26 protein-coding genes are annotated in these 25,662 nt (G+C 73.6%); 21 read left to right on the forward strand and 5 right to left on the reverse strand.

Annotated elements, in window-relative coordinates:
* The first annotated feature begins 183 nt into the window (after window positions 1-183).
* From ABD361_RS04605 to ABD361_RS04635, 7 genes are all read left to right on the forward strand, one after another.
* A complete protein-coding gene (locus ABD361_RS04605) occupies window positions 184-777 on the forward strand; it encodes a hypothetical protein (RefSeq protein ID WP_344433379.1) in 594 nt (197 codons plus the stop codon).
* A 201-nt stretch (window positions 778-978) separates the two neighbouring features.
* Window positions 979-1,458, forward strand: a complete 480-nt coding sequence (locus ABD361_RS04610) for an NUDIX hydrolase (RefSeq protein WP_344433380.1) — start codon at window positions 979-981, stop codon at window positions 1,456-1,458.
* Between the two features lie 652 nt (window positions 1,459-2,110).
* On the forward strand, window positions 2,111-3,649 hold the full coding sequence (locus tag ABD361_RS04615; protein ID WP_344433381.1) for an MFS transporter: 1,539 nt from the start codon (window positions 2,111-2,113) through the stop codon (window positions 3,647-3,649).
* Between the two features lie 258 nt (window positions 3,650-3,907).
* Entirely contained in the window at window positions 3,908-4,933 is a 1,026-nt protein-coding gene (locus ABD361_RS04620; protein WP_344433383.1) for a pyridoxal-phosphate dependent enzyme, read from the forward strand.
* Window positions 4,930-5,859, forward strand: a complete 930-nt coding sequence (locus ABD361_RS04625; RefSeq protein ID WP_344433384.1) for a diiron oxygenase — start codon at window positions 4,930-4,932, stop codon at window positions 5,857-5,859. The genes ABD361_RS04620 and ABD361_RS04625 overlap by 4 nt, the downstream gene beginning before the upstream one ends.
* Before the next feature lie 118 nt (window positions 5,860-5,977).
* Complete coding sequence (locus ABD361_RS04630; protein WP_344433385.1) at window positions 5,978-6,889, forward strand: methyltransferase domain-containing protein; 912 nt, start codon at window positions 5,978-5,980, stop codon at window positions 6,887-6,889.
* Between the two features lie 286 nt (window positions 6,890-7,175).
* Window positions 7,176-8,570, forward strand: a complete 1,395-nt coding sequence (locus ABD361_RS04635) for an NADP-dependent succinic semialdehyde dehydrogenase (RefSeq protein ID WP_344433386.1) — start codon at window positions 7,176-7,178, stop codon at window positions 8,568-8,570.
* Between the two features lie 264 nt (window positions 8,571-8,834).
* On the opposite strand, the gene dhaK is transcribed toward ABD361_RS04635, so the two are convergent.
* Window positions 8,835-9,821, reverse strand: a complete 987-nt coding sequence (dhaK, locus tag ABD361_RS04640; protein ID WP_344433670.1) for a dihydroxyacetone kinase subunit DhaK — start codon at window positions 9,819-9,821, stop codon at window positions 8,835-8,837.
* Between the two features lie 255 nt (window positions 9,822-10,076).
* Between dhaK and ABD361_RS04645 the strand changes: the two genes are divergently transcribed.
* From ABD361_RS04645 to ABD361_RS04655, 3 genes are all read left to right on the forward strand, one after another.
* Window positions 10,077-10,295 (forward strand): hypothetical protein, encoded by a 219-nt coding sequence (locus ABD361_RS04645; RefSeq protein ID WP_344433387.1) that lies wholly within the window; start codon window positions 10,077-10,079, stop codon window positions 10,293-10,295.
* Entirely contained in the window at window positions 10,282-11,667 is a 1,386-nt protein-coding gene (locus tag ABD361_RS04650; protein ID WP_344433388.1) for an amidase, read from the forward strand. The genes ABD361_RS04645 and ABD361_RS04650 overlap by 14 nt, the downstream gene beginning before the upstream one ends.
* Before the next feature lie 63 nt (window positions 11,668-11,730).
* Window positions 11,731-12,303 carry a TetR/AcrR family transcriptional regulator gene (locus ABD361_RS04655; protein WP_344433390.1) on the forward strand — a complete coding sequence of 191 codons (573 nt, stop codon included), beginning with the start codon at window positions 11,731-11,733 and terminating at the stop codon, window positions 12,301-12,303.
* Between the two features lie 159 nt (window positions 12,304-12,462).
* On the opposite strand, the gene rpsN is transcribed toward ABD361_RS04655, so the two are convergent.
* Both rpsN and rpmB read right to left on the reverse strand, forming a co-directional pair.
* On the reverse strand, window positions 12,463-12,768 hold the full coding sequence (gene rpsN / locus ABD361_RS04660; RefSeq protein ID WP_344433392.1) for a 30S ribosomal protein S14: 306 nt from the start codon (window positions 12,766-12,768) through the stop codon (window positions 12,463-12,465).
* Entirely contained in the window at window positions 12,768-13,004 is a 237-nt protein-coding gene (rpmB, locus tag ABD361_RS04665) for a 50S ribosomal protein L28 (RefSeq protein WP_344433393.1), read from the reverse strand. The genes rpsN and rpmB overlap by 1 nt, the downstream gene beginning before the upstream one ends.
* A 67-nt stretch (window positions 13,005-13,071) precedes the next feature.
* On the opposite strand from rpmB, the gene rpmG reads away from it, so the two are divergent.
* From rpmG to ABD361_RS04700, 7 genes are all read left to right on the forward strand, one after another.
* Window positions 13,072-13,236 (forward strand): 50S ribosomal protein L33, encoded by a 165-nt coding sequence (gene rpmG, locus ABD361_RS04670; RefSeq protein WP_150529996.1) that lies wholly within the window; start codon window positions 13,072-13,074, stop codon window positions 13,234-13,236.
* 40 nt (window positions 13,237-13,276) lie between these two features.
* A complete protein-coding gene (locus ABD361_RS04675) occupies window positions 13,277-13,522 on the forward strand; it encodes a type B 50S ribosomal protein L31 (protein WP_344433394.1) in 246 nt (81 codons plus the stop codon).
* Window positions 13,522-14,673, forward strand: a complete 1,152-nt coding sequence (locus ABD361_RS04680) for a CobW family GTP-binding protein (RefSeq protein WP_344433396.1) — start codon at window positions 13,522-13,524, stop codon at window positions 14,671-14,673. Before ABD361_RS04675 ends, ABD361_RS04680 begins: the two co-directional genes overlap by 1 nt.
* A 69-nt stretch (window positions 14,674-14,742) precedes the next feature.
* Window positions 14,743-14,979, forward strand: coding sequence for a 30S ribosomal protein S18 (rpsR, locus tag ABD361_RS04685; protein WP_344433398.1), 237 nt, complete (start codon window positions 14,743-14,745; stop codon window positions 14,977-14,979).
* A 131-nt stretch (window positions 14,980-15,110) separates the two neighbouring features.
* Window positions 15,111-15,479 carry a BlaI/MecI/CopY family transcriptional regulator gene (locus tag ABD361_RS04690; RefSeq protein ID WP_344433399.1) on the forward strand — a complete coding sequence of 123 codons (369 nt, stop codon included), beginning with the start codon at window positions 15,111-15,113 and terminating at the stop codon, window positions 15,477-15,479.
* Window positions 15,479-16,411, forward strand: coding sequence for a M48 family metalloprotease (locus ABD361_RS04695; protein ID WP_344433400.1), 933 nt, complete (start codon window positions 15,479-15,481; stop codon window positions 16,409-16,411). Before ABD361_RS04690 ends, ABD361_RS04695 begins: the two co-directional genes overlap by 1 nt.
* A gap of 159 nt (window positions 16,412-16,570) precedes the next feature.
* Window positions 16,571-17,191 (forward strand): phosphatase PAP2 family protein, encoded by a 621-nt coding sequence (locus ABD361_RS04700; protein ID WP_344433401.1) that lies wholly within the window; start codon window positions 16,571-16,573, stop codon window positions 17,189-17,191.
* A 130-nt stretch (window positions 17,192-17,321) separates the two neighbouring features.
* Here ABD361_RS04700 and ABD361_RS04705 read toward each other — a convergent pair whose 3' ends face one another.
* Complete coding sequence (locus tag ABD361_RS04705) at window positions 17,322-18,782, reverse strand: sensor histidine kinase (RefSeq protein WP_344433402.1); 1,461 nt, start codon at window positions 18,780-18,782, stop codon at window positions 17,322-17,324.
* Window positions 18,775-19,452 (reverse strand): response regulator transcription factor, encoded by a 678-nt coding sequence (locus ABD361_RS04710; RefSeq protein ID WP_344433403.1) that lies wholly within the window; start codon window positions 19,450-19,452, stop codon window positions 18,775-18,777. The genes ABD361_RS04705 and ABD361_RS04710 overlap by 8 nt, the downstream gene beginning before the upstream one ends.
* Window positions 19,453-19,588: 136 nt before the next feature.
* On the opposite strand from ABD361_RS04710, the gene ABD361_RS04715 reads away from it, so the two are divergent.
* The 4 genes from ABD361_RS04715 to ABD361_RS04730 all read left to right on the forward strand — a co-directional run bounded on the left by ABD361_RS04715 (window position 19,589) and on the right by ABD361_RS04730 (window position 25,521).
* On the forward strand, window positions 19,589-20,140 hold the full coding sequence (locus ABD361_RS04715; RefSeq protein ID WP_344433404.1) for a hypothetical protein: 552 nt from the start codon (window positions 19,589-19,591) through the stop codon (window positions 20,138-20,140).
* Between the two features lie 275 nt (window positions 20,141-20,415).
* Window positions 20,416-21,939 (forward strand): DUF8189 domain-containing protein, encoded by a 1,524-nt coding sequence (locus ABD361_RS04720; RefSeq protein WP_344433405.1) that lies wholly within the window; start codon window positions 20,416-20,418, stop codon window positions 21,937-21,939.
* Between the two features lie 32 nt (window positions 21,940-21,971).
* Window positions 21,972-23,432, forward strand: a complete 1,461-nt coding sequence (locus ABD361_RS04725; protein WP_344433407.1) for a DUF8189 domain-containing protein — start codon at window positions 21,972-21,974, stop codon at window positions 23,430-23,432.
* 64 nt (window positions 23,433-23,496) lie between these two features.
* Window positions 23,497-25,521 carry a DUF8189 domain-containing protein gene (locus ABD361_RS04730; protein ID WP_344433408.1) on the forward strand — a complete coding sequence of 675 codons (2,025 nt, stop codon included), beginning with the start codon at window positions 23,497-23,499 and terminating at the stop codon, window positions 25,519-25,521.
* Window positions 25,522-25,662 lie beyond the last annotated feature (141 nt).

The raw sequence follows: 25,662 nt of genomic DNA on the forward strand, positions 1-25,662 counted from the left end.
GCCCCTTCGGGGCGCCCCGAAGGGGCGCGGGGAACTGCGCGATCGGCCACTGACGGCCCGCAGTCGACATGCGTCGTGGCTCGGCGCGCCCGCGCGGCGGAGCCGCACATCGGCAGGGCCCCGCGCCCGTACGGGGCGCGCGCACCCCTGCCGACGGGTGCGAAGGTGAGTAGGCTGCCCGGTATGAGGGACCACTCCCAGGGGAGCGAGGGCCCGCAGGGCCCCGAGGACGGCGGGCGGGCGGGCGCGGAGGCGCCGCCGGCGCCCCCCGTGTGGACCGGGCGGGCGACCAACCGCGTCCAGTGGCTGCTGGCCGCCGCCGGGGCCGCCTGTCTGGCGCTCGGCATCGACCTCGCGGTCGACAGCGCCTGGACCTCCGGGCCCGCACCCCTGGTGATGGCGGTCGTCGGCTGCGTCGCGGCCGGGCTGCTGATGCTCTACGGCACGATCGCCTTCGTCCACGTGGCCGTGCGGGTGGACAAGGACAACGTCGAGATCCGCTGCGGCCACATCGGCGTACCCCGCACGCGCATCCCGCTCACCCACGTGGTGGACGCCGACTTCGACCCCCGCGTCACCCCGCGGCAGTGGGGCGGCTGGGGTTACCGCTGGCTGCCGGGCAAGGGCACCGGAGTGGTCGTGCGGCGCGGCGAGGGTTTCGTGGTGCGGCTCGGCGACGGCCGTACGTACACGGTCACCGTGGACGACGCCGAGGCGGCCGTCCGGGTGATCCGCGCCCGCCTGCGGCTGCTGCGCGGCCGCTCGGCCGCGGCCTGATCCGCCTGCGCGGCCCTGCCGCGCCCGAAGGGGCGCGGGGCAGTACCGATCTGCGGCTGCCGCCGCGTGGGCGCGATCGGCCACCGACGGCCCGCAGTCGACGTGCCGTCCCGGGCCCGGGCGGCGGAGCCGCCGACCGACACTGCCGCGCGCCCCTTGCAGGGCGCGAAGTTCCGCCGGACAGGCCCTAGGCTGCGAGGCGTGCCGGTACCCGAGTACATCCGCGACCTGAGGACGGCCGTCGGCGGCCGTCTGCTGTGGCTTCCTGGCGTGAGCGCCATCGTCCTGAACGAAGAGGGGCGCGTCCTGCTCGGGCGCCGGGCCGACCTCGGCATGTGGTCGATCATCGGCGGCATCCCCGATCCGGGCGAGCAGCCGGCTGCGGCCGTCGTGCGGGAGGTGTACGAGGAGACCTCCGTGCACTGCGTCCCGGAGAAGATCCTGCTCGTCGAGGCCCTGCACAAGGTGGTCTACCCCAACGGGGACATCTGCCAGTTCATGGACATCTGCTTCCGCTGCCGCGCGGTGGGCGGCCGGGCGCGGGTCAACGACGACGAGTCGCTGGAGGTCGGCTGGTTCGCGCCGGACGCGCTGCCCGACCTCGAACCGTTCGCGGTCGCGCGCATCAAGCAGGCCACCGAGGACGGGCCGACCTGGTTCGAGGGTCTGGGTGAGCCGTAGGCGAAGTGACGAGCCGTCAAGGAAAGGCGACCGTTCGTCAAAGTCGTGCTGCACCTGTGCAGTCGAAAGAGGACGGCTTCAAGGGGCCTGCGCTGACGAGCTGTTGGGCCACCGACAGCATCGGCGGCCCCAGTGGTCCGCGGCGCACTGCAGGATCGTTTCGGCAGTCGTGGACGCGGCGCGTCGCGGCGATCCGCCGGGTCGCACTGACGGTGCCCCAAAAGTCCTTTCGCCTGCACGGTCGTTCCAGCGCTCGAAGAAACAGCCGGTCGCAATTCGGTGCCGTTCTTTCGATACCGAGGGTGCCGTCAGGCCTCTCACCGGCACTGTTGGGAAAGAGATTGCTTTGCTAAAGTGTCCTCTGCTCCTTCTTCCGAGAGCAGCCGGGGGTCAGTGAGGATGCACCGCAAAAGCATATGATCGACCGCCCTCTCCCAGTCAGCGAGTGCGGCCGTTCCTGCGAACGGACAAGCGAGTCGACGACGTGGACACCGGAGCGAACTGACGCTCAGTCAGGGCTCTGATCAGGAAGGTTCCTGAGGTCGCCCCGGATTCCCTCCCCGCCGCTTGGCGCACCGTCACACCCCCGGTCGCTTGGCGCGCCCTTGGATCAGGGCGTTCCCGCCTGCCCGGGCTGGATTCAGGAACGCTCATGAGAAAGTTTCGGGCGACGCGCGAGTTCCCTCTCGCATTGCGATTGCTATTGCTCAATCAGTTTGGGATCGACATTGGCTTCTATCTCCTGATGCCGTTTCTCGCGGCCTATCTGGAGCAGGGCCTGGGAATGTCGGCCGCCCTCGTCGGACTGGTCCTCGGGGCACGGACCCTCAGTCAGCAGGGTCTGTTCGTCCTCGGTGGATCGGCGGCGGACCGGCTCGGTCCCCGAGTAGTGATCATCGCCGGCTGCGCACTGCGGACCGTGGGCTTCGCCCTCTTCGCCTTCGGCAGCTCCCTGGGGCTGCTGATGTGCGCATCGGCCCTGACCGGCCTGGCCGCGGCGCTGTTCTACCCGGCCGTACGCACCTACGTCGCACTGGAGTCGGGGGACGGCAAGGCCGAGGCGTTCGCCCGCCTCAACGTCTACGCCACCATCGGCTCCCTGAGCGGGCTCCTGCTGGGCAGCGTGCTCTTCCTCGCCGACTTCCGGATGTGCGCGGTGGCCGTCGCGGCGGTCTTCGGCCTCCTGACCGTCGCCCAGGCCATGGTGCTGCCCACCCGTGGTGTCGCTCCCGTCCCCTCCGCCTCGGTGCTCGCCGACTGGCGCGAGGCGATGGCCAACCGCAGGTTCCTGCTGTTCTGCCTCGCCACCACCGGCATGTTCACCATGGAGAACCAGCTCTACCTCCTGCTGCCGGACGGCGCCTTGCGGGCGTCGGGCTGGAAGGCCGGGGGAGGGGTGCTCCTGGCGGCGGGCGCGCTGGCCAACATGGTCTTCCAGCTGCGCATCACCCGCGCACTGGAACGCAACGGCGGCGGCACCCGCTGGGTGAGCTCGGGCCTGGTCGTCATGGGCGCGAGCTTCCTGCCCCCGCTGCTGGTCTGCTGCACCGAGCCGCCCGTGGGCACGACCGCGGCGGCCGCCCGGCTGGGCGTGATGGTGCTGAGCTCGGTCATGCTGTTCTTCGGCATCATGGTCGCCCACCCGACCGTGCTGGAGATGATCCCCGGCTTCGGCCGCGAGAGCCTGACCGGCACCTACTTCGGCCTGTTCTACGTCTTCTCCGGCATCGCCGCCACCGGCGGCAACGCCGTGGTGGGGCGGGCCATGGACATCGCCGAACAGGCCGGCTGGCCCTGGCTGCCGTGGGTGTGCTGCCTGTCCTTCGGGCTCGCCTCCGCCGGCGCCGTGGCCATGCTCTACCGCGCCCGGATGCTGCCCGGGGCGGCGGTGGCGGCCCCGGGGGAGCCGGCGGTCGCCGGCAACCCCGTGGTGACCGGGACGGCCGTGCTGCCCGGGGTGCCCGGCGGCGAGGAGCAACCGGCGGGCGGCAGCGCCCTCGTCAAGCGGGCCAGGGGCCCCGTCGTCCCCCGCGAACCATGGGTCCCCCCGGCCCCGCCGGCCACCAACGGCTCACCGGTTGCACGGGATGCGGCGCCGCCCGTGGGCGGCGGCCTCGGCGGGCAGGACGCGCCCCGGCTGCCGGGGCCCCTCGTCCCCGACGAGGAGCCCGCCGACCGGCCGCCGCGCTGACCGACCGGCCGCCGCGCTGACCGGCCGGGCCCGCGCTGACCGGCCGGGCCCGCGCTGACCGGCCGGGCCCGCGACCCGCCCCGAAGCTGGCGTGAATGCCCCTTGCCCGTGCCAGGGACCGCTCATAGATTCGAAGATCAGGAGGCATGGTTTCCCGGGACGGCGACGGTGCCGCGCGCCGGGCAAGTCCCCGGGGAGGCGTCGTTGGCGGGCCCTGCCGAGGGGTACCCGGATCCGCCGGTCACGAGCGGGTCCCCGGTGCCGCGCACACCGGTCGTCGGCCTGGAACTGTCCGTTCACGGCCGCCCCGCCACCCTCTGGCTGAAGCTGGAGTCGTACGGCCCGTACGGCTCCGTCAAGGGGCGCACCGCCCTGGCCCTGTGGCAGGACGTGGCCCCCCGGGTGGATCCCGGCATCGGAATCATCGAATCCACCTCCGGCAACCTCGGCCTCGCCCTCGCCGGTGTCGCCGCGGCCCACCGCATCCCCTTCACCGCCGTCATGGACCCGCGCAGCAGCACCGCGCTCGTGGACGCCGTGGCCGCCCTCGGCGGCCGGGTCCTCACCGTCGACCGCCCCGACGGGGCCGGCGGATACCTCCTCAACCGGCTCGCCCGCCTCCGCGAGCAGCTCGCCGCCGAGCCCCGCCTGGTGTGGCCCGACCAGTACGCCAACCCCGCCAGCCCCGCCGTCCACACCCGCGAGACCGCACCCGAACTGCGCGCCCAGACGGGCGAGCAGCCCACCAGCGTCCTGATCGCCGTCTCCACCGGCGGCACCCTCGCCGGCTTCCGCGCCTATCTCCACGCCGCCCGCCCCGCCTGGGAACTCGTCGGCGTCGACGTCACCGGCTCGGCCGCCCTCGGCGGCACCGCCGGCCCCCGCCTGCTCCCCGGCATCGGGGCCAGCCGCCGCTCCCTCTTCCTGCCCCACGGCCACGCCCCGTCCGTCCGGGTCACGCCCCAGGAGGCCGTCAGCGCCTGCCTGTGGCTCGCCGAGACCACGGGCGTGGCCGTCGGCGGCAGTTCCGGCGCCCTCGTCGCCGCCGCCCTGCACCTGCTGCGCACCACGGACCGGCGCCGGGCCGCCTGCCTGTGTCCCGACGGCGCCGACCGCTACCTGGAGACCGTCTACCGCCCCTCCTGGCGCCGCCGCCAGGGCCTGGCCGGCGCCGACGTCGGCCGGGGCGTCGGCGTCCGCGCCGTCACCCACCTGCCGGCCGGCCCACCGCCGGCGCACCCCCGCGCCCGCGAACCGTCCGCCCCACAGAAGGAGCCGCCGTGACCGCCACCGGCCCCGGCCGCGACTGGTACGAACGGGCCGGAGTGCGCAGCGATCCGCGCCGTGTCCTGGCCGGCGAGCTCGACGAGGGGCGCCTCTTCTTCCCGCCCGACCTCGTCCCCTGCCTCGCCCACCCCGCCGTCGCCGCCCTGCCCCCCGAACGGCACACCGAACTGCTCGCCCGCCACCTCTACCACTACCTCGGCTTCACCGCCCAGTTCGAGACGAGGGTGGTCAACCGGGCCACGGACGCCATCGCCGGCGGCCGCAGCGGGCTGGACCTGCCGACCGCCACCCGGTTGGACGCCTACCGCATCTACGTCGACGAGGGCTACCACTCCCTGTACAGCCTCGACGTCGTCGACCAGGTCTCCCGCGCCAGCGGCATCGCCCCCGCGCCGTACGACTTCGCCCCCTTCCTGCGCCGGCTCGACGACGCCGGCGCCCGCGCCCTGCCCGGCGAGCGCCGGCTCGCCCAGCTGCTGCAGGTCGTGGTCTTCGAAACCCTCATCACCGCCATCCTGTGCGACGTCCCCAAGGACGAGCGGGTCCTGACGCTGGTGCGCGACGTCGTGCGCGACCACGCCCGCGACGAGGGATGGCACCACGCCTTCTTCTCCGGCTTCTTCCGCGACCTGTGGGCCGGCCAGGACGCCGCCCGCCGCGGCCGCATCGCACGCTGCCTGCCGGAGCTGATCCGCTCCAGCCTCCTGCCCGACCTGCGCCCCGTACGGGCCTCGCTGACCGCCGCCGGGCTGACGCCGCGGCAGGCCGAGGAGGTGGTCCACGACACCTACCCGGCCCACAAGGTCGACCGGGACGTCCGCACCGCCTCCCGGCACGCCGTCCGGCTCTTCACCGAGACCGGGGTGCTCGACGCCGACGGCGGTCGTACGGCCTTCGCCGAGGCCCGCCTGGTCGACCCCTGAGCGCCCGCCCACCACCCGGTCCGCCCCGGGTCCGTCCAGCGCCCGCACCGCCCCCGCCGGCGGACCGGACAGCGCGCCGCCCACCCGCCCCACCGCCACCGACCGACAGGGGATCGCCGTGCCGCACGTCACCCGCGTCAACAGCCACGTCCACCTGACCGGAGCGGACCTCACGCCGCCCGCATCGCCCCACGTCTTCTTCGAACCCGCCGACACCGAGACCGGCGTGTGGGTCGCCCACGACCTGATCGGCGACGACTGCTCCGTCCTCGACCTCGGCTGCGGCAGCGGCGCCGCAGCCGCCGCCATCGCCCGCGCCGGCGCCGCCCGCGTCCACGGCGTCGACGCCTCGCCGGACTCCGTCGCCTGGGCCCGCGAGCACTACGCCCCGCACGACGCCGGGCCGGTCACCGTCGGCCACGGCGACTTCGCCGAACTGTCCACGAAGGACCTGCTCGCCACCGCGCCCACCCCGCTGCCCCGCCCGCTCGTCGTCACCAGCAACCCGCCGTACGTCCCCCTCACCGCCGCGGCCGGCTCCCGCCGGCGCTCCATCAGCGGCGGCGAGGACGGGCTGCGGTGGGCGCCCGCCGTCATCGCCCACGGCCGGGCGCTCGGCAGCGACCTGGGCCTGACCATCGGCAGCTACTCCACGCCGCGCAAGGCCGTGCACCTGCTGGAGGAGGCCGGCTACCGCGTGCACGCGGTCACCCTGTGCCCCCTGCCGCTCGGCGAGTTCACCTTGACCCACATGGAGCAGGTGCTCGCGCTGGAGCAGGCCGGGGAGGCCGTGCTGTGGCGCTCGGGACGGGCCGTGCCCGCGTACTTCATCGTGGGCCTGGCCTGCCGGCGGGCGGCGGCGCCGGGCGACGGCCGGCTGACGGGCGACGGACTGCTGCAGCTGCTGCGCACGGCCGCCCGCTCCCGCACCGGGCACCTGGAGACCCTGGACGAGGCCCGGCCCGCGGGGTGGGCCGGCCTCGTCCGCGTCCTGGACCTGCCGCCCGCGCCCGTGCGCCGGCACTGGTGAGACCGGCGGACGAGCGGCACGCCGCCCCGCGAACGGGCCCGGGCACCGGCGAAGGGGCCGGGCAGGGGGCCGGGGAAGAGGGGCCGGCCCCCACGGTCACGGGGCGGGAACCGCTCGGTTTCCTTCCGCTCCCGGTGAGAAATCATCCGAGACGGAATTCAGCTTAGTGACGGCACGGCGTCCCGCTACCCGGGCCGGGCGACGCACACCGGTTCGAGTGACGCGGCCGGCACCGTCCTGCCGACGCTGTCTTGCGCCGCCGTCCGCCGCGCCGCAGAGTCGAGGCATGCCCATCGCAACGGTGAACCCCGCGACCGGCGAGACCCTCAAGACCTTCCCGGAGCTGGGACCGGAGGAGACCGAGCGGCGCCTGGCCGCCGCGGCCGCGGCCTTCCGCACCCACCGCACCACGAGCTTCGCCGAACGCGCCCGGCTGCTGGGCGAGGCCGCCGACCTGCTCGACGACGACCGCGACGACATCGCCCGCACCATGACCACCGAGATGGGCAAGCCCCTGGAGGCCGCGCGCGCCGAGGCCGCCAAGTGCGCGAAGGCCATGCGCTGGTACGCCCGCAACGCCGAGGCCCTGCTCGCGGACGAGGTGGCCCCGCCGGCGGAGGCGAAGGACGCGGGAGCCGCACACGCGCGCGTCCACTACCGGCCGCTGGGCGTGATCCTCGCCGTCATGCCGTGGAACTTCCCGCTCTGGCAGGTCGTGCGCTTCGCCGCCCCCGCCCTGATGGCCGGCAACGTCGGGCTCCTCAAGCACGCCTCCAACGTGCCGCAGACCGCCCTCTACCTGGAGGACCTCTTCCTGCGCGCCGGATTCCCCGAGGGCTGCTTCCAGACCCTGCTCATCGGCTCCGGCGCCGTCGAGGCCGTCCTGCGCGACGAGCGGGTGGCCGCCGCCACCCTCACCGGCAGCGAACCGGCCGGCCGCGCCGTCGCGGCGGTCGCCGGCGACGAGATCAAGAAGACCGTCCTGGAACTCGGCGGCAGCGACCCGTACGTGGTCATGCCCTCCGCCGACCTCGCCCGCGCCGTGCGCACCGCCGTCACGGCCCGCGTGCAGAACAACGGCCAGTCCTGCATCGCCGCCAAGCGCTTCATCGTCCACACCGACGTCTACGACGCCTTCGCCGAACGCTTCACCGCCCTCATGGAGGGCCTCACGGTGGGCGACCCCATGGCGGACTCCACCGACGTCGGACCGCTGGCCACCGAACGCGGCCGCGCCGACCTGGAGGAACTCGTCGACGACGCCCTGCACCAAGGCGCCACCGCCCTGTGCGGCGGCCGCCGCCCGGCCGGCCTGGAGCGCGGCTGGTACTACGAGCCGACCGTCCTCGCCGGCATCACCCCCGCCATGCGCATCCACCGCGAGGAGACGTTCGGCCCCGTCGCCGGCCTGTACCGGGTCGACGACCTCGACGAGGCCGTCGCCCTGGCCAACGACAGCCCCTTCGGGCTGAGTTCCAACGTCTGGACGCGCGACGAGGCCGAACAGCAGCGCTTCGTACGGGACATGGAGGCGGGCGGCGTCTACTTCAACGGCATGACCGCCTCCCATCCCGCCCTGCCCTTCGGCGGCGTCAAGCGCTCCGGCTACGGCCGCGAGCTGTCGGGCCACGGCATCCGCGAGTTCTGCAACGCCACGACCGTCTGGTACGGGGCCGACTAGGGCGTGTCCGGTGGATCGTGCAGCGCCCCGTAGGGGCGCGGGCAGTGTCGGTCTGCGGCTCCGCCGCGCGGGCGAGACACGCCACGACGCGCCCGCAGACGGAGTGCCGGGCTGCGCCCGGACTCCGGGGTGGCGCCTTGGCTGCGGGCCGTCGGTGGCTGGTCGCGCAGTTCCCCGCGCCCCTACGGGGCGCCGTGGTGCCGCATGACGAAGATCCGCCGGGCGGGGCAGCGCCCCCCCAATGCCGACTGCGGGCGCGTCGCCTCAGCGCCCCCAGCGCAGGGCAGGGGTGGCAACAGGGGCGTCGTACAGCCGCAGCAGCTCGTCGTCCGTCTGACACAGCGTCACCGAGGCGCCGGCCATGTCCAGCGACGTCACGTAGTTGCCCACCAGCGTCCGCGCGACCGCCACCCCGCGCTCGCGCAGCACCCGGTGCACCTCCGCCGCGAACCCGTACAGCTCCAGCAGGGGAGTGCCCCCCGCCCCGTTCACCAGCACCAGCACCGGACCGGCCGGCCGCAGGTCGTCCAGCACCGCCTGCACCGCCACGTCGGCGATCTCCCCCGACGTCATCATCGCCCGCCGCTCCCGGCCCGGCTCCCCGTGAATGCCCACCCCCAGCTCCAGCTCACCGGCCGGCAGGTCGAACGTCGGGCCGCCCTTCGCCGGCGTCGTGCACGCCGCGAGCGCCACCCCGAAACTGCGCGAGCCCTCGTTCACCCGCCGGGCGATCGCCTCCACCCGCTCCAGCGGCGCACCGGCCTCGGTGGCCGCCCCGGCGATCTTCTCGACGAACAGCGTGGCCCCCGTCCCCCGGCGCCCCGCCGTGTACAGACTGTCGGTCACGGCGACGTCGTCGTTGACCAGTACGCTGGCGACCTGGATGCCCTCGTCCTCGGCGAGCTCGGCGGCCATGTTGAAGTTGAGCACGTCGCCTGTGTAGTTCTTCACGACGAACAGCACGCCCTGGCCGCTGTCCACCGCGGCCGCGGCCCGCACCATCTGGTCGGGCACCGGCGAGGTGAACACCTCCCCGGGACACGCTGCATCCAGCATCCCCGGCCCCACGAACCCCGCATGCAACGGCTCGTGCCCCGACCCCCCACCCGACACCAGCCCCACCTTCCCCGCCACCGGCGCATCCCGCCGGACCACCACCCGCCGCTCCGGATCCACCAGCAACTCCGGATGCACGGCCGCCATCCCGCGCAGCGCATCGGCCACCACGGTCTCGGGGACGTTGATCAGCATTTTCACGGGGTACTCCTCGGATGATGGGCGGGCCCGGCGATGCTGATGCCGACTCTACTGACGGGGCCGGGATCCCGGCCGTCCGGCGCACGTCGGACTCGTCCAGGTCCGGGACGACCAGCGGGACTTGGAAGAAGCGCGGTGGCATGAGGCTCCCCTCCGGCCCGCTAAAAGCAATTCGTTTGCGTTAGTTCGCCGTGGGGTCTATCGTCCACTAACGCAAATCATTAGCTTTTGCTGGAAGGGGGGCGCTCCGTGCCCACTCTCGGTCCACCGGAGGCGGCCCGCTGGGCCGCCCGCTGCGGCCTGCCGCTGTCCGCCGATCGCCACGCCCTCGTGGCGGCAACCGCCCAGCACATCCACTCCGTCGTCTCGGTCCTGCGCGAACTGGACTTCGGCGACGTGCCGCCCGCCGCGGCCTACCGCGCCGACGGCGCACACCTGGAAGAGGAGCCGCCCCGTGCAGCCGTATGAAATGTCCCTGGCCGCCGCCGCGGAGGCGATGCGGCAGCGGCGGCTGTCCCCCGTCGAGCTGCTGGACTCCGTACTGGGCCGCCTCGAGCAAGTCGAGCCCCACCTGCAGGCGTTCGTGACGGTGACGGCCCGACGGGCGCGGCGCGCAGCACGCCAGGCCGAACGGGAGCTCGCCGGCGGCCGCGACCGGGGGCCGCTGCACGGCATCCCCATGGGCCTGAAGGACCTGATCGACGTGGCCGGCGAGGCGACCACGGCCAGTTCCCGGGTGCGGGCCGGCCACCGCGCCGAGTCGGACAGCGCCGTCCACGCACGCCTGACGGCGGCCGGCGCGGTGCTCGTCGGCAAGACCCACACCCACGAGTTCGCCTACGGACTGACCACCCCTCAGACGCGCAACGCCTTCTTTCCCGACCGGATCGCCGGCGGTTCCAGCGGTGGCTCGGCCGTGGCGGTGGCCGCGGGCGCGGCGACCTTCGCGCTCGGCACCGACACCGGCGGCTCGATCCGGGTGCCCGCGGCGCTCAACGGGATCGTCGGCCTGAAACCGACGTACGGCCTCGTTCCCCGGCACGGGGTGACGTCGCTGTCCTGGTCGCTGGACCATGTTGGCCCGCTCACCCGCACCGTGGAGGACGCCGGGCTGGTACTGCCGGCTCTGACCGGCCACGACCCGCGCGATCCCGCCTCACCGCCGGTGCATGCCGAGCCCGGCCTGAGGGGACTGCGGGTCGGCGTACCGCGCACCTACTACTTCGACCGGGTCGACCCCGACGTGGAGGCGGCCGTGCGGCGAGCGATCGACCACCTGGAGGAACTGGGGGCGCAACTGGTCGAGGTCGACATCCCCATGACGCGGTACATCCAGGCCACCCAGTGGGGACTGATGGTCCCCGAGGCCACCGCCTACCACGAGCGAACCCTGCGCACCGTGCCCGACCTCTACCAGGCGGACGTCCGTGTGCTCCTCGAAGCCGGCGAGCTGATGCCCGCCGGGGACTACCTGCGGGCCCAGCGGGCGCGCACGCTGATGCGGCAGGAGTGGGCCCGCATGCTGGCGGACGTCGATGTGATCGCCGCGCCCACCGTGCCGCTCACTGCGGTACCGGCCGGGCAGGAGTCCGTCACCTGGGCCGACGGCACGGTCGAAAGCGTCTCGGACGCCTATGTACGCCTCTCCGCCCCCGCCAACATCACGGGCGTGCCCGCCCTCACCCTCCCCGTCGGCCACGACCGCGCGGGGCTGCCGATCGGCATGCAGCTCCTCGGTCACCCGCTCGCCGAAGCCGTACTGCTGCGGGTGGGACGCGTCTACGAGCAGACACGGCCGGTACGGGCCGCCGTGCCGGCGCGAGGTGCGGCGGCGGCCTGACAGCAGTCGCGTCCTGCCCGCGGCCGCCCGCTAGACGCGAGATCTTTGCTTTAAGGTGGGGGCATGAGTCGCAAGCCGATGGTCCGCCCCGGAGGGCGCAGCGCCCGCGTCCAGCAGTCGGTGCACATCGCGGTGCGCGAACTGGAGGCGGAAATCGGCCGCGACGCCCTCACCGTGCCCCTGGTCGCCGCCCGGGCCGGCGTCACGCCCTCGACCATCTACCGCCGCTGGGGCGACCTGCAAGAACTGATGTCGGACGTGGCCGTGGAGCGGCTGCGGCCCGAACTGCCACCGCAGGACCTCGGCGGCCTCGCCGCGGACCTGACGGCGTGGGCCGAGCACTTCCTGGAGGACATGTCCTCCTCCGCGGGCCGCGCCTACATCCGTGACGCACTGCTCGGCGACCCCGACGGTACGAACGCCGGCCAGTGCTCGGCCTACGCGGCCGAGCAGATCGACACCATCCTGGACCGTGCCACGGCCCGGGGCGAGCAGGTCCCCGCTCTGGAAAGCGTCGTCGACCATGTCGTGCCGCCGATGATGTACCGCATTCTCTTCCGCCCCGGGACGGAAGCCCTGGACGCGGCCTACGCGGCACGCCTGGTCGACGGCCTGCTGAACGCGCCCGGCAGCTGACCGACCCGCCAGCTGACCGACCCGCCAGGGCGACCGTCCCGGGACTGGTGCGGCACCCCTCGGGCCTTCTGCTCGCCCACAGGGGTGCCGCACGCACATGCGCACGCCCTGACCGCTCTTGGTGGCGGGTGTGCGGCCGAACTTTCGTCTACCAGGCGTCTACCAGGACGACTTGGTCACTCCCGGCAGGAATCCCGCGTGCGCCTGCTGTCGCGTCCGCACCCGGGACAGACCGAACTTGCGCAGGTAGCCCCGGGGGCGGCCGTCCACGCTGTCGCGGTTGCGTACGCGGGTGGCGCTGGCGTCGCGCGGCTGCCGGCGCAGCTCCGCCCATGCCGCCTCTCGCTCGGCCGCGGTGGAGGAGGGGCGGCGGATGGTCTCCTTGAGTTCGGCCCGGCGGGCGGCGTACCGCTCGACGATCTTCTTGCGCTTCTCGTTCTGCGCGATCTTGCTCTTCTTCGCCATCAGACCTTCCCTCCTCGCGCGCGGATCCGGGCCACGGCGGCCTCGATGCCGATGACGTCCACCGTCTTGATCGCCTTGGCGCTCAGGGTCAGGCGGACGTGGCGCCCCTCGCTGGGCAGCCAGTAGCGCTTGCGCTGGATGTTCGGGTCGAAGCGGCGCGAGGTGCGCCGGTGCGAGTGGGAGATGGTGTTGCCGAATCCCGGCTTGGCGCCGGTCAGTTGGCAGTGGGCTGACATGGGTGCTGCTACCTCTCTCGATGGCTCCGCTTAACGGAAATGGAAACCATTGCCATATACTAGCCCCATGGCACGCAACGAGATCCGTCCGGTCATCAAGCTCCGCTCCACGGCGGGCACCGGATTCACGTACGTCACCCGCAAGAACCGGCGCAACGATCCCGACCGGCTGGTGCTGCGCAAGTACGACCCCGTCGCCCGTCGCCACGTCGACTTCCGCGAAGAGCGCTGAGCACCCCGTCACCCCGCCCCACCGCCGAAAGGTCCCTGCCATGAAGCCCGGAATCCACCCCGCCTACGGCCCCGTCGTCTTCCGCGACACCGCCTCCGGCACCGCGTTCCTCACCCGCTCCACGATGACCAGCGACAAGACCGTCGAGTGGGAGGACGGCAACACCTACCCGGTCGTCGACGTCGAGATCTCCTCCGCCAGCCACCCCTTCTACACGGGCACCGCGCGCGTTCTCGACACGGCCGGCCGCGTCGAGAAGTTCGAGCGCCGCTACGGAGCCCGGTGATGGGTCAGGAGCACCAGCTCGCCGTCGCGATCGTCGCCGGAATGCACGCCGAGGCCCGGAGGGAGGTGGTCGAACACCTCCTGCGGGCCGTTCCGGGGAGTGTGGCGCTGCACCACGACCTGGCCGGGGCGGCGGACGGCACCGTTGTCCGCCTGATCCGCGACGCCACCGGCATCCTCTCCCGCGGCGAGACACCGCTGGTCAACGACTGTGCGTGCTGCGCACTGCGCGAGGACCTCGTGCCGGAACTGGAGCGGCTGGCGGACGGCGGCCTGACCCGTCTCGCCGTGGTCGAGCTGTGGGACTCGGTCGAACCCAAGGCCATGGCGGAGGTCGTCGCCGCGTGCGGCGGGGGCCGTCTGGTGCCGACGAGCGTGATCACGGCCGTGGACCCCGCGCTCGTCCTGCCGTACCTCGCCAACGGTGACGACCTGGCCGAAGCCGGCCTCGCGGCCGCCCCCACCGACCAGCGGACCGTCGGTGACACCTGGGCCCGTCAGCTGGAGTACGCGCCCGTCCTCGCCGTCGTCGACAGCGCCGAAGCCGACGACGAAGACCATGCCCTCCTCGCGCAGCTGCACCCCACCGCGCGGCGAGTACCGGCCGCTTCCGCCGAACTCGCCCGGGCCGCGTTCGCCGGCTTCGACGTCGAGAACGCGGCGGCCGCCCAGCACCCCGCGTGCGCGCTCCTGCCCCAGGAAGCGGACGAGGCCGGCGTGGCCACGCTCGTCTGGCGCCGCCGGCGGCCCTTCCACCCCGAACGCCTCTACCAGGCACTCGAGGACCTGTGCTGCGCCGCCGCCCGCAGCCGCGGCCGCTTCTGGCTCGCCGACCGCCCCGACACGCTGCTCTCCTGGGACGCGGCCGGCGGAGCGCTGTGCGTGGAGAACGCCGGCCCATGGCTGGCGTCGCTGCCGGACGCGGCCTGGGAGATGGTCCCGCCCATGCGGCGCGCGGCCGCCGCACTCGACTGGGACCCCGACCACGGCGACTGCTGTCAGCACCTGGTCTTCACGTCGCCCGGTCTCGACCGGGACGGGCTCGAACGACTCCTCGACTCCTGCCTGCTGACGGACGCGGAGTACACGTCGGGCCGCGAGGCGTGGAAGCGCCTGCCCGCCGCCTTCGACGCCCTCCTCGACACCGCCTGACCCCCGCACCACCTGTCCCACGGCCCGCAGGGGCCGTCATCGAAACGTTCATGCAAGGAGAAACCGCCCATGGCGCGACGTCCTGACCACCGCAAGCCCGCCAAGTCCCGCCCCAACCCGCTCGACGCGGCCGGGATCACCTACATCGACTACAAGGACACCGACCTCCTCCGGAAGTTCATCTCCGACCGGGGGAAGATCCGCAGCCGGCGCGTCACCCGCGTGACGGCGCAGCAGCAGCGAGCCCTCGCCGCCGCCATCAAGAACGCGCGCGAAATGGCGCTGCTGCCGTACGCCGTCCGCTGACCGGCGGGCGGCAGGCGTCGCGGGCCCTTTCATAATGGACAAGCGGGGCAGCCGACACGGCGCCCCGACCGACTGCAAGCACGCAGACGGTCTGCTGCGCTGTGGACGACGACGGGGTGAGGAACGTTCCCATGACGAACGCCAAGGACGCGCGCCGGCCCGCGGGCGAGCTGGAAGCCGGTGTTCTGGCCGCGCTCTGGGCCGCGGGGCGCCCCCTCGCTCCGGCCGAGGTGCAGGCGGGCCTCGCCCACGACCCGGCCCGCACCACGGTCACCACCACCCTGACCCGCCTGTACGAAAAGGGCATAGTCGACCGCCGGCGGCAAGGCCGCGGCTACGCCTACTTCCCCGTTCAGGACGCCCCCGGGCTGCGCGCCCTGCGCATGCACAGCGAGCTCGACCGGGACGGGGACCGCGAAACGGTCCTGGCCCGGTTCGTCGAAGGGCTCAGCCCCGACGACGAACGGCTCCTGAGGGGCCTGCTGGAGTCCGAGGAGTGATGACCGTCCTGCTGCTGCTTCCCCTGCTGGTCCCGTTCGCCGTGCCGGCGCTGGCCAAGCGTGCGGAAGGGCGGCTCGCCCCTGCCGCCGCGCTGTGGGTCCTGACCCTCACCGCGCTCACGCTGGCCGGCGGATCGCTGACGGCGCTGGGCGCCCTCGTCCTGACGGGCTTGCTGAAGCTGCCCGTTCTCGCGGCCTTCGGCGAGCTGGTCCACCCCTTGCGCACGCCGTGGGACGCGGTGGCGGTACCGGCCGCCGCCGCGTCCGTCGGTCTGCTCGCCGTCGGCGCATGGACGCTGACCCGTTCCGCCCTCCGGCAAGCGAGGGCGTTGCGCACGGCGCACGCCGAAGCCGGTCGCCGGCCGGCCGCCGGTGACCTGTGCGTCGTCGACTCTCCGTACCCGGACGCCTACGCCCTGCCGGGACGCCCTGCCCGTGTCGTGGTCACCACCGCGATGATCCGTAGCCTGGGTCCCGCCGAACGCGAGGTTCTCCTCGCCCACGAACGCGCCCACAACGCCGGCCACCACCACTGCTTCCTTGCCATGGCCGAGCTGGCCGCACACTGCCACCCCGCATTGCGCACCGTTCGCGCATCCATCCGGTTCGCCGCCGAGCGCGCGGCCGACGAAGCCGCGGCCGCGGCCGTCGGCGACCGCCGTCTCGCCGCCCGCGCCATCGCCCGTGCGGCACTGGCCGCCGACGCCCACCGCCCCGAGCGGCCGGTCCTCGCCCCGGCAGCCACGAGCGGGCCCGTCCCGCGCCGCGTCGCCGCTCTCCTCGCAGGTCCCGCGCCCCGGGCGCAACGGGCGGCTCCCTGGATCTCCATACTCCTCGCCGTGTGCGCCGCCACTGCCGCCGGCGCTGCGGCGACGAGCCTGGTCGCCTTCCATCACGACGTGGAAGTCGCCCAGGGCGAAGCCGCTCATTGATCACCGGGCCCGTCCGCAGGCGTGGAACCGTTCGGCCGCCGCTGTCGTCTACCGGCGTGTAGACGCTCGCCGGGTGTCGCCTCCCGGCCCCCGCCCGCGCGCGGCGGCTTCCAGCAGCCCCACGGGACCACCTCTCCGCATGACGGGAACCTGTAGACGATGAGCACCGCTTCCGGCCCCAACGGCCTCGACGGGGCCGCAATAGACGGCGGCCTGTACACCGAAGTCACCGACTTCGCGCACCGGACGCACTGGCTGAACGGGCCGGTGGCCGTCTACACCACGTACGGCATTGCCCTGTTCGGAGCGCTCCTGCTGGCCGGCTGGTGGCTGGCCCGCCGCGGCAACGCCCGCACCATGGCCGCTGCGCTGATCACCCCGGTCGCCGTCGTCATCGCCTACCTGGCCAACGACAGCATCAAGTCGGTCTTCCAGGAATCGCGTCCCTGCCGGGCCCTGCCGCACGACTTCCTCATCGAGGCATGCCCGCAGGCCAACGACTACGCCTTCCCCAGCAACCACACCACCGTCGCCTTCGCCGTGGCGGCCGGACTGCTCCTGGTGAACCGGCGCCTGGCCGCCCTCGCCATCCCGGCAGCGATGCTGATGGCCGCCTCACGCGTCTACGTCGGCGCCCATTATCCCCACGACGTCCTCGTGGGGGCCGTCGTCGGGACCGTCGTCGGTTTCACCGTCGTGGCGATCGCGAGCCGCCTGGCCGCCCCGGCCGTCTCCAGGCTGCGCAACGGGCCGGTCCGCACGCTGCTTCTGGCCGCCTGACCACGTGCGCGGCCGGGGCGACGACCGGTGATGGCCTGCGCCACGTGTGCGATCACGCTCATGTCGTAGCCCTCGGCCGGACACTCGTCGGCGAGCCCCGGCTCGGGCAGCGGGCATCCGCTGCCCGCAATCAGGCCCCCATGGGCAGCCGGGTGCGAAAGGTGGTCGCTCCGGGGGTGTCGAGGACGACGAGGGTGCCCTGGTGGAGGGCGGCGATGTCGCGGGCGATCGGGAGGCCGAGGCCGGTGCCGCCGTCGTCGCGGCTGCGGGCGTCGTCGAGGCGGGCGAACCGTTCGAAGATCTTCTCCCGGTCGGCGGGCTCGATCGGGGGGCCGTCGTTGGTCACGTCCAGGACGGCGCCTGCGCCGGCCCGGTCGGTGGTGAGGCGGACGGTGACGTGGCTGCGGGCGTGGCGCTGGGCGTTGTCGAGCAGGTTCGTCAGCAGCCGTCGCAGCCACAAGGGGTTGCCGGTGAGGGTGATCGCCGTCGTGGCGTGGACGGTGACCGGGTGGGGTTCGGCGCCGCGGGCCGCGACCGTGGTGTGTACGAGGTCGGTGAGGTCGACGGGTTCGTCGGGCCAGTCGTGGTCGGTGGCGTCGAGGCGGGCGAGCAGCAGGAGGTCGGCGGCGAGCGCTTGCAGGCGTTCGGTGTCCTCCAGGGCGCCGGCCACCAGGTCCGTGTGCACCTCGGGGTCGCCGTGGGCGAGGGCGACTTCGAGCTGGGTGCGCAGGACGGTCAGGGGGCTGCGCAGTTCGTGGGAGGCGTCCGCGATGAAGCGGCGCTGCCGGGTTCCTGCGGCTTCGAGGCGCTGGAGCATGGCGTTCATGGTGCCGGCGAGACGGGCGATCTCGTCATTGCTGCCGGGTACGGGGACGCGGCGGTTCAGGTCACGGTCGCCGATGGCGGCGACTTCGGCGCGGATGGCCTCCACCGGCCGCAGGGCGCGGCCGGTCGCGCGCCAGGTGAGGACGCCGACGGTCAGCAGCAGAACCGCGCTCAGTACGGCCAGGGCGGCGGTGGTGAGGTCCTCGGCGGCATCGGCCGTACGCAGGGACGCGCCCACATAGATGGTGACGGGGCCGGTGGGGGTGAGGGCGGCGACGCCGGTGACGCGCTGGTGGTGGCGATGCGCGTGGCCCGGGGCGTCGAGGTCGAAGGTTCTGCGGCCGTGAGCGCGGCCGGCAGGGACGAGCGGGGGCCGGCCGGTGAGGTTCTGGCTGGCGGCGACCACCGTGCCGTTCGCGTCCACGACCTGGACGAAGTCGGTGCCGTGGTCGAGGGGGAGCGGGCTGGTGAGACGACCGTCGTCGGCGAGGCGGGCGACGGCCCGGGCCTGCTCGCGGGCGTCGGCCTCGACGCTGCGTTCCAGATTGACGCGCAGCAGGAGGACCACGGCGACCGAGGCCACGCAAAGGACGACGGCGACGCTGGCGCAGGCGGCAAGAGTGGTACGGGCGCGAACCGAGCGCGGTGTCAGACGGCCGACGAGGGCCGCGGCGCGGGGGTGGCGGGCCAGATGGCGGTGCACGGCCGCGCGCAGGCGGTGGTGCGCGGCGCCGGTCCGTGCACCGGCGGAGGTCCGGTCAGCCACCGTCGGCCGCCAGTCGGTAGCCGGCGCCGCGCACGGTCTGGACCGCGGCTCGCCCGAAAGGCGCGTCGATCTTGCGCCGCAGGGCACTGACGTGGACCTCGACGGTGTTGGGGTCGCTGTCGAGGGCGTTGTCCCAGACGGCGTCGAGTATCTCCCGCTTGGAGACCGCCTCGCCGGCCCGGCGGGCGAGGTGGTCGAGGATGGCGAACTCGCGGGGCGTGAGGGGGACCGTGGTGCCGGCGCGCGTGCAGGTGCGGGCGGCGGAGTCGATCACGAGGTCGCCCAGGACGGTACGACGGGGCGCGCGGCTGCCGATGCGGCGGGCCAGCGCCTTGAGGCGGGCGACGAGCACGACGAAGGAGAACGGTTTGGACAGGTAGTCGTCGGCGCCGGTGTCCAGCGCCTCGGCCTCGTCCCATTCGCCGTCCTTGGCGGTGAGCATGAGGATGCCGACGTCGCTGCCGCAGGCCCGCAGGCGTGAGCACACCCGGTAGCCGTTGAGACCGGGCAGCATGACGTCGAGCACGACCACGTCGTAGGCGTGCTCCATGGCCCGGGCCAGGCCGGAGAGGCCGTCGTGGGCGACGTCGACCGTGAATCCCTCGGCGGTCAGACCGTGCCGCAGCGCCAGGGCCAGCCGGCGTTCGTCCTCCACCACCAGTACGCGCATGCCCAACAGGGTCGCAGGTCGCCGCGGCGGACAGCTGAAGGGGTCTTCAGGTCTTCAGCCGATCTTCAGCAACGCACCTCCATCCTGCCGCTGTCGCCCGGGGACGGCCCGGGCCTGCTGAGGATCGGGGTGTGCCATGAGCGAGCCCATAGGAACGGGTGGAACGGTGCCGCAGGAAGAGCCGAAGGCCGCGGGCACGGGCAGGACGCGTACGGGCGCGGGCCGTGCCGGCCGGTGGGTGCGCGGCCGGTCGGCGCGCTGGGTCGCGGCGGGGGCGGCCGTGCTGGTGATCGGCGGCGGCGCGGCAGCAGCGGTGGCCCACCATCACCACGAGGGCGAGGAGGGCCACGGCCACGGTCACGACCGCAGGACGGCCGCGGACGACCGGGGATGGCAGGACGACCGGGACGGACGCGAGGGCCGGGGCGGACACGAGGGCCGCCGGGGCGACGGGCGGGCCGGCCACGCGGCGCCGGCACCGCTGCCGTCGACCAGCGCGGCCGACGCGATGGCCAAGGCCTCGTCGGCGGTGCCCGGCGGCAAGGTGGAGTCGCTGCGGCCGGTCGCCGAGCAGGGCGGCGGCCGGGGCTGGCGGGTCGTGGTCCAGGGCGCCGACGGCGTCCGGCACGCGGTGACCATCGACGGAGCCGGCGACACGGTCACCGGCAACACCGTCCTGAACGACTGACCCACCGGCCGGCCGCTGCCGGGCCGCGCCGTACGGCACCGCAACGCGGTACCGGCGCGGCCGGTCGTGAGCAAGGTCCGGCGGGTGACCGCAGTGCTCCGGCCGGCTCGGCCCGCCCTTGCTGCCGGCCGCCACGCCGATCACCGGCGTTATCCCGGGCCCCGGGGTGTTGTCAGTCCGTAGCGTTCCGGATGTCGTCGCCGGCCGGCCGTGGCTACCGTGCCGCTGGCCCACCCGTCCGACCCGATGTGCCCCCGAGGGGGGAGGAACGCCACGTGCTCCACGGTCTTCGCACAGGCGCGCTGCGCCTCGTTCTCGCGGCGACGTTCGCCGTTCTGCCGTCGCTGGTGACCACCTCACCGGCCTCCGCCGCACCGCGGTTCGCCGGCTTCGCCGCGTCGTGCCCGACGTCCGGCTTCATCTCCGACGCCTACGGCGGAGCCCGCGATCACGACGGCATCGACATCGCCAACGCCCTCGGTACTCCGATCTACGCCGTGGGCGACGGGGAGGTCATCAACTCCGGCCCCGCCCAGGGCTACGGCCAGTGGATCCGCATCCTGCACCCCGACGGAACGGTGACCGAGTACGGGCACATGTACCAAAGGGACGTCGCCGTCGGGGAGCGGGTGACGGCAGGCCAACGCATCGCGCTCATGGGGGCCGAGGGCGAGGCCAGCGGCCCCCACCTCCATCTGCGGGTGCGGCGTGACACCAGCATGAGTCACGGCATCGACCCGATTCCCTACCTCGCGGACCGCGGCGTGACCGTACCGTGCACGCCGGGCCGGCGGCCCGGGCCGGCGCCGTTGGTGTATCCGGTGGAGTCGGGGCGGGTGGTCTCGGCGCGGTCGGCCGATGGTCGTCTGGAGGTGTTCGCGGCCGGGGCCGACGGTGTGCATCATGCCTGGCAGTCGCAGGTGAACGGTGGTTGGTCGGAGTGGGAGAAGCTGGGCGGTCCCAGGAACGCGCAGCTGGCCATCGCGCCGAACGCCGATGGCCGTCTGGAGGCGTTTGCGATCAACGGTGACGTGGCCCAGCACCGCTATCAGCTTGCTCCGTCGGGCGCCTGGTCGGGCTGGGAGGACTTCGGCACCGGCGGCAGCAGCATCACCGCGGGCGTCAATGCCGACGGCCGGATCGAGGTGTTCGCCTCGGGCCCGACCGGCGTCTTTCACCGGTACCAGACGGCGCCCAACGGTGGCTGGTCGAACTGGGAGCCGTCGGGCGGTGGTCCGGGCGGGAGCCGGGTGAAGATGGAGAAGTCGTCCGACGGGCGTCTTGAGGTGTTCGCGCTCAACGGGAGCGTCTTCCAGCACCAGTACCAGACTTCGGTCAATGGTGGCTGGTCGCAGTGGGAGGACTTCGGTGGCGGTGGCCATGACGTGACCGTCGACCACAATGCGGACGGTCGCCTGGAGGTCTTCGCCTCCGGCCCGGTGGGCGTCTTCCACCGCTATCAGACCGGCCCCAGCAGCTGGTCGGGGTGGGAGCCGGTGCGCGGCCCCGCCAACTCCCGGCTCACCAGCGACCGTACCGCCGACGGGCGCGTCGAGGTCTTCGCCATCAACGGTGACGTCGCCATGCACATCTGGCAGCAGGGGCTGAACGCCTCCTACAGCGACTGGGACACCTTCGGCACCGGCGGCACCGACGTCACCGCCGCGACGAACGCCGACGGCCGGATCGAGGTCTTCGGCACCAGCCGGGAGGGAGTCCACCACAAGTGGCAGACCGGTTTCAGCACCTGGTCCGAATGGACCTGGGTCAACAGCACCTCCGGTCCTTCCGTCCCGTGACCGACCACCCGAAGGGGCAGCAGGTGACAAGAATGCAGCACGTCCGGAGACGCGGTTTCCGACGCATCGTTCCCTCGGTGCTCGCTTCGCTGCTCGTGGCGGCGGGCCTGATCGGCGGTGCCTCACCGGCGCAGGCCGACCCGAGCGACCTGTGCGCCCAGGTCGGCTACAACGCCGGCTGGCGCGGCCAGGCCCTGGAACTCGCCGTCGCCGTCGCACTGGCCGAGTCCAGCTGCAACCCGTCCGCGTCCAACACGACGAACAACACCCCGCCGTCGACCGACCGCGGCCTGTGGCAGATCAACAACTACTGGCACAAAGAAGTCGACGACGCCTGCGCCTACGATCCCCAGTGCAATGCGAACGCGGCCTACCGCATATCCAACGAGGGGCGGAACTGGGAGCCCTGGTCCACGTACGTGATGGGACATCACCTGCGGCACATGGGCGAGGCACGCGCCGCGGTGGCGCGCCTGGGAAGTCCCGGCACCGGGCCGGCGCCGTTGGTGTATCCGGTGGAGTCGGGGCGGGTGGTCTCGGCGCGTTCGGCCGATGGTCGTCTGGAGGTGTTCGCGGCCGGGGCCGACGGTGTGCATCACGCCTGGCAGTCGCAGGTCAACGGTGGTTGGTCGGAGTGGGAGAAGCTGGGCGGCCCCGGCAACGCGCAGCTGGCCATCGCGCCGAACGCCGATGGCCGTCTGGAGGCGTTTGCGATCAACGGCGACGTGGCCAAACACCGCTATCAGCTTGCTCCGTCCGGTGCCTGGTCGGGCTGGGAGGACTTCGGCACCGGCGGCAGCAGCATCACCGCGGGCGTCAATGCCGACGGCCGGATCGAGGTCTTCGCCTCGGGCCCGACCGGGGTCTTCCACCGGTACCAGAACGCTCCGAACAGCGGCTGGTCGAACTGGGAGCCGTCGGGCGGTGGCCCCGCCGGCAGCCGGGTGAAGATGGAGAAGTCGTCCGACGGGCGTCTTGAGGTGTTCGCGCTCAACGGGAGCGTCTTCCAGCACCAGTACCAGACCGCTGTCAATGGTGGCTGGTCGCCGTGGGAGGACTTCGGGGGTGGCGGTCACGACGTGACCGTCGACCACAATGCGGACGGTCGCCTGGAGGTCTTCGCCTCCGGCCCGGTGGGCGTCTTCCACCGGTACCAGACGAGTCCGACGAGCTGGTCCGGCTGGGAGCCGACGCGCGGTCCGGCGAATGCCCGGCTCTCCAGCGACCGCAGCCCGGACGGGCGCGTGGAGGTCTTCGCCATCAACGGTGATACCGCCCAGCACATTTGGCAGAAGGGTGTCAACGCCGCGTACGTCGACTGGGACGCCTTCGGCACCGGCGGCACCGACATCGCTGCCGCGACGAACGCCGACGGCCGGATCGAGGTCTTCGGCACCAGCCGGGACGGGGTCCACCACAAGTGGCAGACCGGTTTCAGCACCTGGTCCGAGTGGGCCTGGGTCAACAGCACCTCCGGTCCGCCCATCCCCTGACCCGCCCCCGCGGCCGGCCGGGCGACGAGGCCCGGCCGGCCGCCGCACCCCACCCGGAGGAACCGTGCATCCGATCAGCAGACGCCGCCTGCTCCAGGCCTCCGCCGCGGCGCTCGCGCCGGCCCTGCTGAGCACCGGCGGCACCGTGTCCGCCGCCGCCGCGCCGCCCCCGCCCCACCGGTGGGTCGGCGCGGGGCCCTTCACCCACGTCCACGACCCCTCCACCGCCGGTGAGCGGCGCTACCTCAACGACCACACGCTGATCGAGGCGGCGGGCCGCTGGCACCTGTTCGGCATCGTCGGCGCGGCGGCGCCTGCCGGCCAGTCCCCCGACAGCGCGGCCGAGATCTCCTTCGCCCACGCCTCCGCGCCGCACCCCACCGGCCCGTGGACCCCGCACGCCGACGCGCTGACCGTCGACCGGGCCTACTTCGGGGAGGAACACCTCTGGGCGCCGCACGTCGTCGAGGCGGGCGGCACGTACTGGATGTTCTACGCGGCGGGGGGCCGCAACGGGGCCGCGATCAACCTCGCCACCTCGACCGACCTGTTCACCTGGACCCGCGTGCCGAGCGGCCCGCTCTTCCGGGGGCGCGCGGCACGCGACCCGATGGTGGTGCGGATCGGCGGCCGCTGGGTCATGTACTACACCGAGCTCTCCCAGGACGGCCGGCACGTGGTCGCCTTCCGGCGCTCCGACGACCTGGTCCACTGGAGCGAGCCGGGCGTCGCCTTCACCGACGCGAGCACCGCCGCGACGGTGTCGGTCACCGAGTCGCCCTTCGTCGTCGAACGGGACGGCTGGTACTACCTGTTCATCGGGCCGCGCAACGGCTACGACGGCACCGACGTGCTCGCCTCCCGGGACCCTTTCCACTTCGTCCTGGACGGCTACGCGGGCCATGTGCCGGGGCACGCCGTCGAGGTGGTCACCGCCGGAGGGCAGTGGTACGCGACGGCCGCGGGCTGGTTCCACCAGGGGCTGTACGTGGCCCCGCTGGAGTGGCGGGACGTCCCACCGCCCTGGCAGAGCCCGGACAACCCGGCCGCCGCACTGGACGTCGACGGCCGGCTGAACGTGTTCGCCCTGGACGCGGGCGACCGTTCGATGCTGCGGCGCGTCCAGCTCGACCCGCAGTCCGACACCTGGTCGCCGTGGGAGGCGTTCGGCGGGCCGGCCGGAGCGGTCCCCGCCCTCGGCCGCAACGCCGACGGCCGGCTGGAGGTGTTCTCCCTCGCCCCGGGCGGTGCCGCGCTGGACCACCGGGTGCAGCGTCCGGACGGCGGCTGGGCCGACTGGGAGCGGTTCGGCGGCCCGGCGGGCGCCGCCCCGGCCGTCGCCCGCAACGCCGACGGCCGGCTGGAGGTCTTCGCCCCGGCCCCGGGCGGCGCATCCCTCGCCCGGCGACGGCAGCAGGCGCCCGGATCGCCAGCGTGGGAGGAGTGGGAGGCGGGCTTCGGCGGGCCCGTGGGTGCACCGCCCGTCGTCGCCGCCAACGCCGACGGCCGGCTGGAGGTCTTCGCCCTCGCGCCCGGTGGCGCGGGCATCTTCCACCGGTGGCAGGAGGCGCCGAACGGCGGCTGGGGGCAGTGGAGTCCCTTCGGTACCGCGGCCGGCACCGCGCCGCGCGTGGCACGTGACGGCAGCGGCCGGCTCACCGTCCTCGCCACGGCCCCGTCCGGCCTGGCGACCTTCCACCGGCGCCAGTCGGTGCCCAGCGGCGGCTGGGACGACTGGCGGCCGCTGTCCGGCTGGACGGACGCGGCCCCGGCGCTCGTCCCCGACGCCGACGGCAGGCTGGACGCCTTCGCCCTGCCGCCCGGCGGGGCGCCGCTCACCCACCTCCGGCAGGTCGCGCCCGGCGGGGCCTGGGACACCGGTGGCGACTTCGGCGCGTCCGGCGTCCGGCTCGCCGCCACGCCCACGGCGGTGATCGACGCCACCGGACGGATCCACGTCCTCGCCGTCACCCCGGAGGGCCGGATGCTCACCCGCGTCCAGGCGGCGCCCGGTGGCGGCTGGAGCCCGTGGACCGCCTTCGGCGACCGCTCGGTCGCACCCGTCCGGACGAGCGCCCCGGCCTTCTGAGACCGACCCGGTACTGGCGGGACGGCCGCCGGGTGGGAAGGATCGGCCGGGTGACGACGGATCAGGAAAGCCCGGATCAGCATCACCCGGATCAGCAGTGCCCGGATCACCAGCGCCCGGATCAGGAACGCCCCAGCACCC

The sequence above is a fragment of the Streptomyces luteosporeus genome, assembly GCF_039532865.1.
In the GTDB taxonomy this organism is placed as follows: domain Bacteria; phylum Actinomycetota; class Actinomycetes; order Streptomycetales; family Streptomycetaceae; genus Streptomyces; species Streptomyces luteosporeus.

What these genes read in the sequence shown, in the direction of transcription:
- dhaK (WP_344433670.1), bottom strand. Translation starts at nt 9,821, where the DNA reads ATGCTGATCAACGTCCCCGAGACCGTGGTGGCCGATGCGCTGCGCGGG.
- rpsR (WP_344433398.1), top strand. Translation starts at nt 14,743, where the DNA reads ATGGCGCGACGTCCTGACCACCGCAAGCCCGCCAAGTCCCGCCCCAAC.
- ABD361_RS04680 (WP_344433396.1), top strand. Translation starts at nt 13,522, where the DNA reads ATGGGTCAGGAGCACCAGCTCGCCGTCGCGATCGTCGCCGGAATGCAC.
- ABD361_RS04700 (WP_344433401.1), top strand. Translation starts at nt 16,571, where the DNA reads ATGAGCACCGCTTCCGGCCCCAACGGCCTCGACGGGGCCGCAATAGAC.
- ABD361_RS04605 (WP_344433379.1), top strand. Translation starts at nt 184, where the DNA reads ATGAGGGACCACTCCCAGGGGAGCGAGGGCCCGCAGGGCCCCGAGGAC.
- rpmG (WP_150529996.1), top strand. Translation starts at nt 13,072, where the DNA reads ATGGCACGCAACGAGATCCGTCCGGTCATCAAGCTCCGCTCCACGGCG.
- ABD361_RS04615 (WP_344433381.1), top strand. Translation starts at nt 2,111, where the DNA reads ATGAGAAAGTTTCGGGCGACGCGCGAGTTCCCTCTCGCATTGCGATTG.
- ABD361_RS04690 (WP_344433399.1), top strand. Translation starts at nt 15,111, where the DNA reads ATGACGAACGCCAAGGACGCGCGCCGGCCCGCGGGCGAGCTGGAAGCC.
- rpsN (WP_344433392.1), bottom strand. Translation starts at nt 12,768, where the DNA reads ATGGCGAAGAAGAGCAAGATCGCGCAGAACGAGAAGCGCAAGAAGATC.
- ABD361_RS04710 (WP_344433403.1), bottom strand. Translation starts at nt 19,452, where the DNA reads ATGCGCGTACTGGTGGTGGAGGACGAACGCCGGCTGGCCCTGGCGCTG.
- rpmB (WP_344433393.1), bottom strand. Translation starts at nt 13,004, where the DNA reads ATGTCAGCCCACTGCCAACTGACCGGCGCCAAGCCGGGATTCGGCAAC.
- ABD361_RS04715 (WP_344433404.1), top strand. Translation starts at nt 19,589, where the DNA reads ATGAGCGAGCCCATAGGAACGGGTGGAACGGTGCCGCAGGAAGAGCCG.
- ABD361_RS04635 (WP_344433386.1), top strand. Translation starts at nt 7,176, where the DNA reads ATGCCCATCGCAACGGTGAACCCCGCGACCGGCGAGACCCTCAAGACC.
- ABD361_RS04695 (WP_344433400.1), top strand. Translation starts at nt 15,479, where the DNA reads ATGACCGTCCTGCTGCTGCTTCCCCTGCTGGTCCCGTTCGCCGTGCCG.
- ABD361_RS04725 (WP_344433407.1), top strand. Translation starts at nt 21,972, where the DNA reads ATGCAGCACGTCCGGAGACGCGGTTTCCGACGCATCGTTCCCTCGGTG.
- ABD361_RS04675 (WP_344433394.1), top strand. Translation starts at nt 13,277, where the DNA reads ATGAAGCCCGGAATCCACCCCGCCTACGGCCCCGTCGTCTTCCGCGAC.
- ABD361_RS04655 (WP_344433390.1), top strand. Translation starts at nt 11,731, where the DNA reads ATGAGTCGCAAGCCGATGGTCCGCCCCGGAGGGCGCAGCGCCCGCGTC.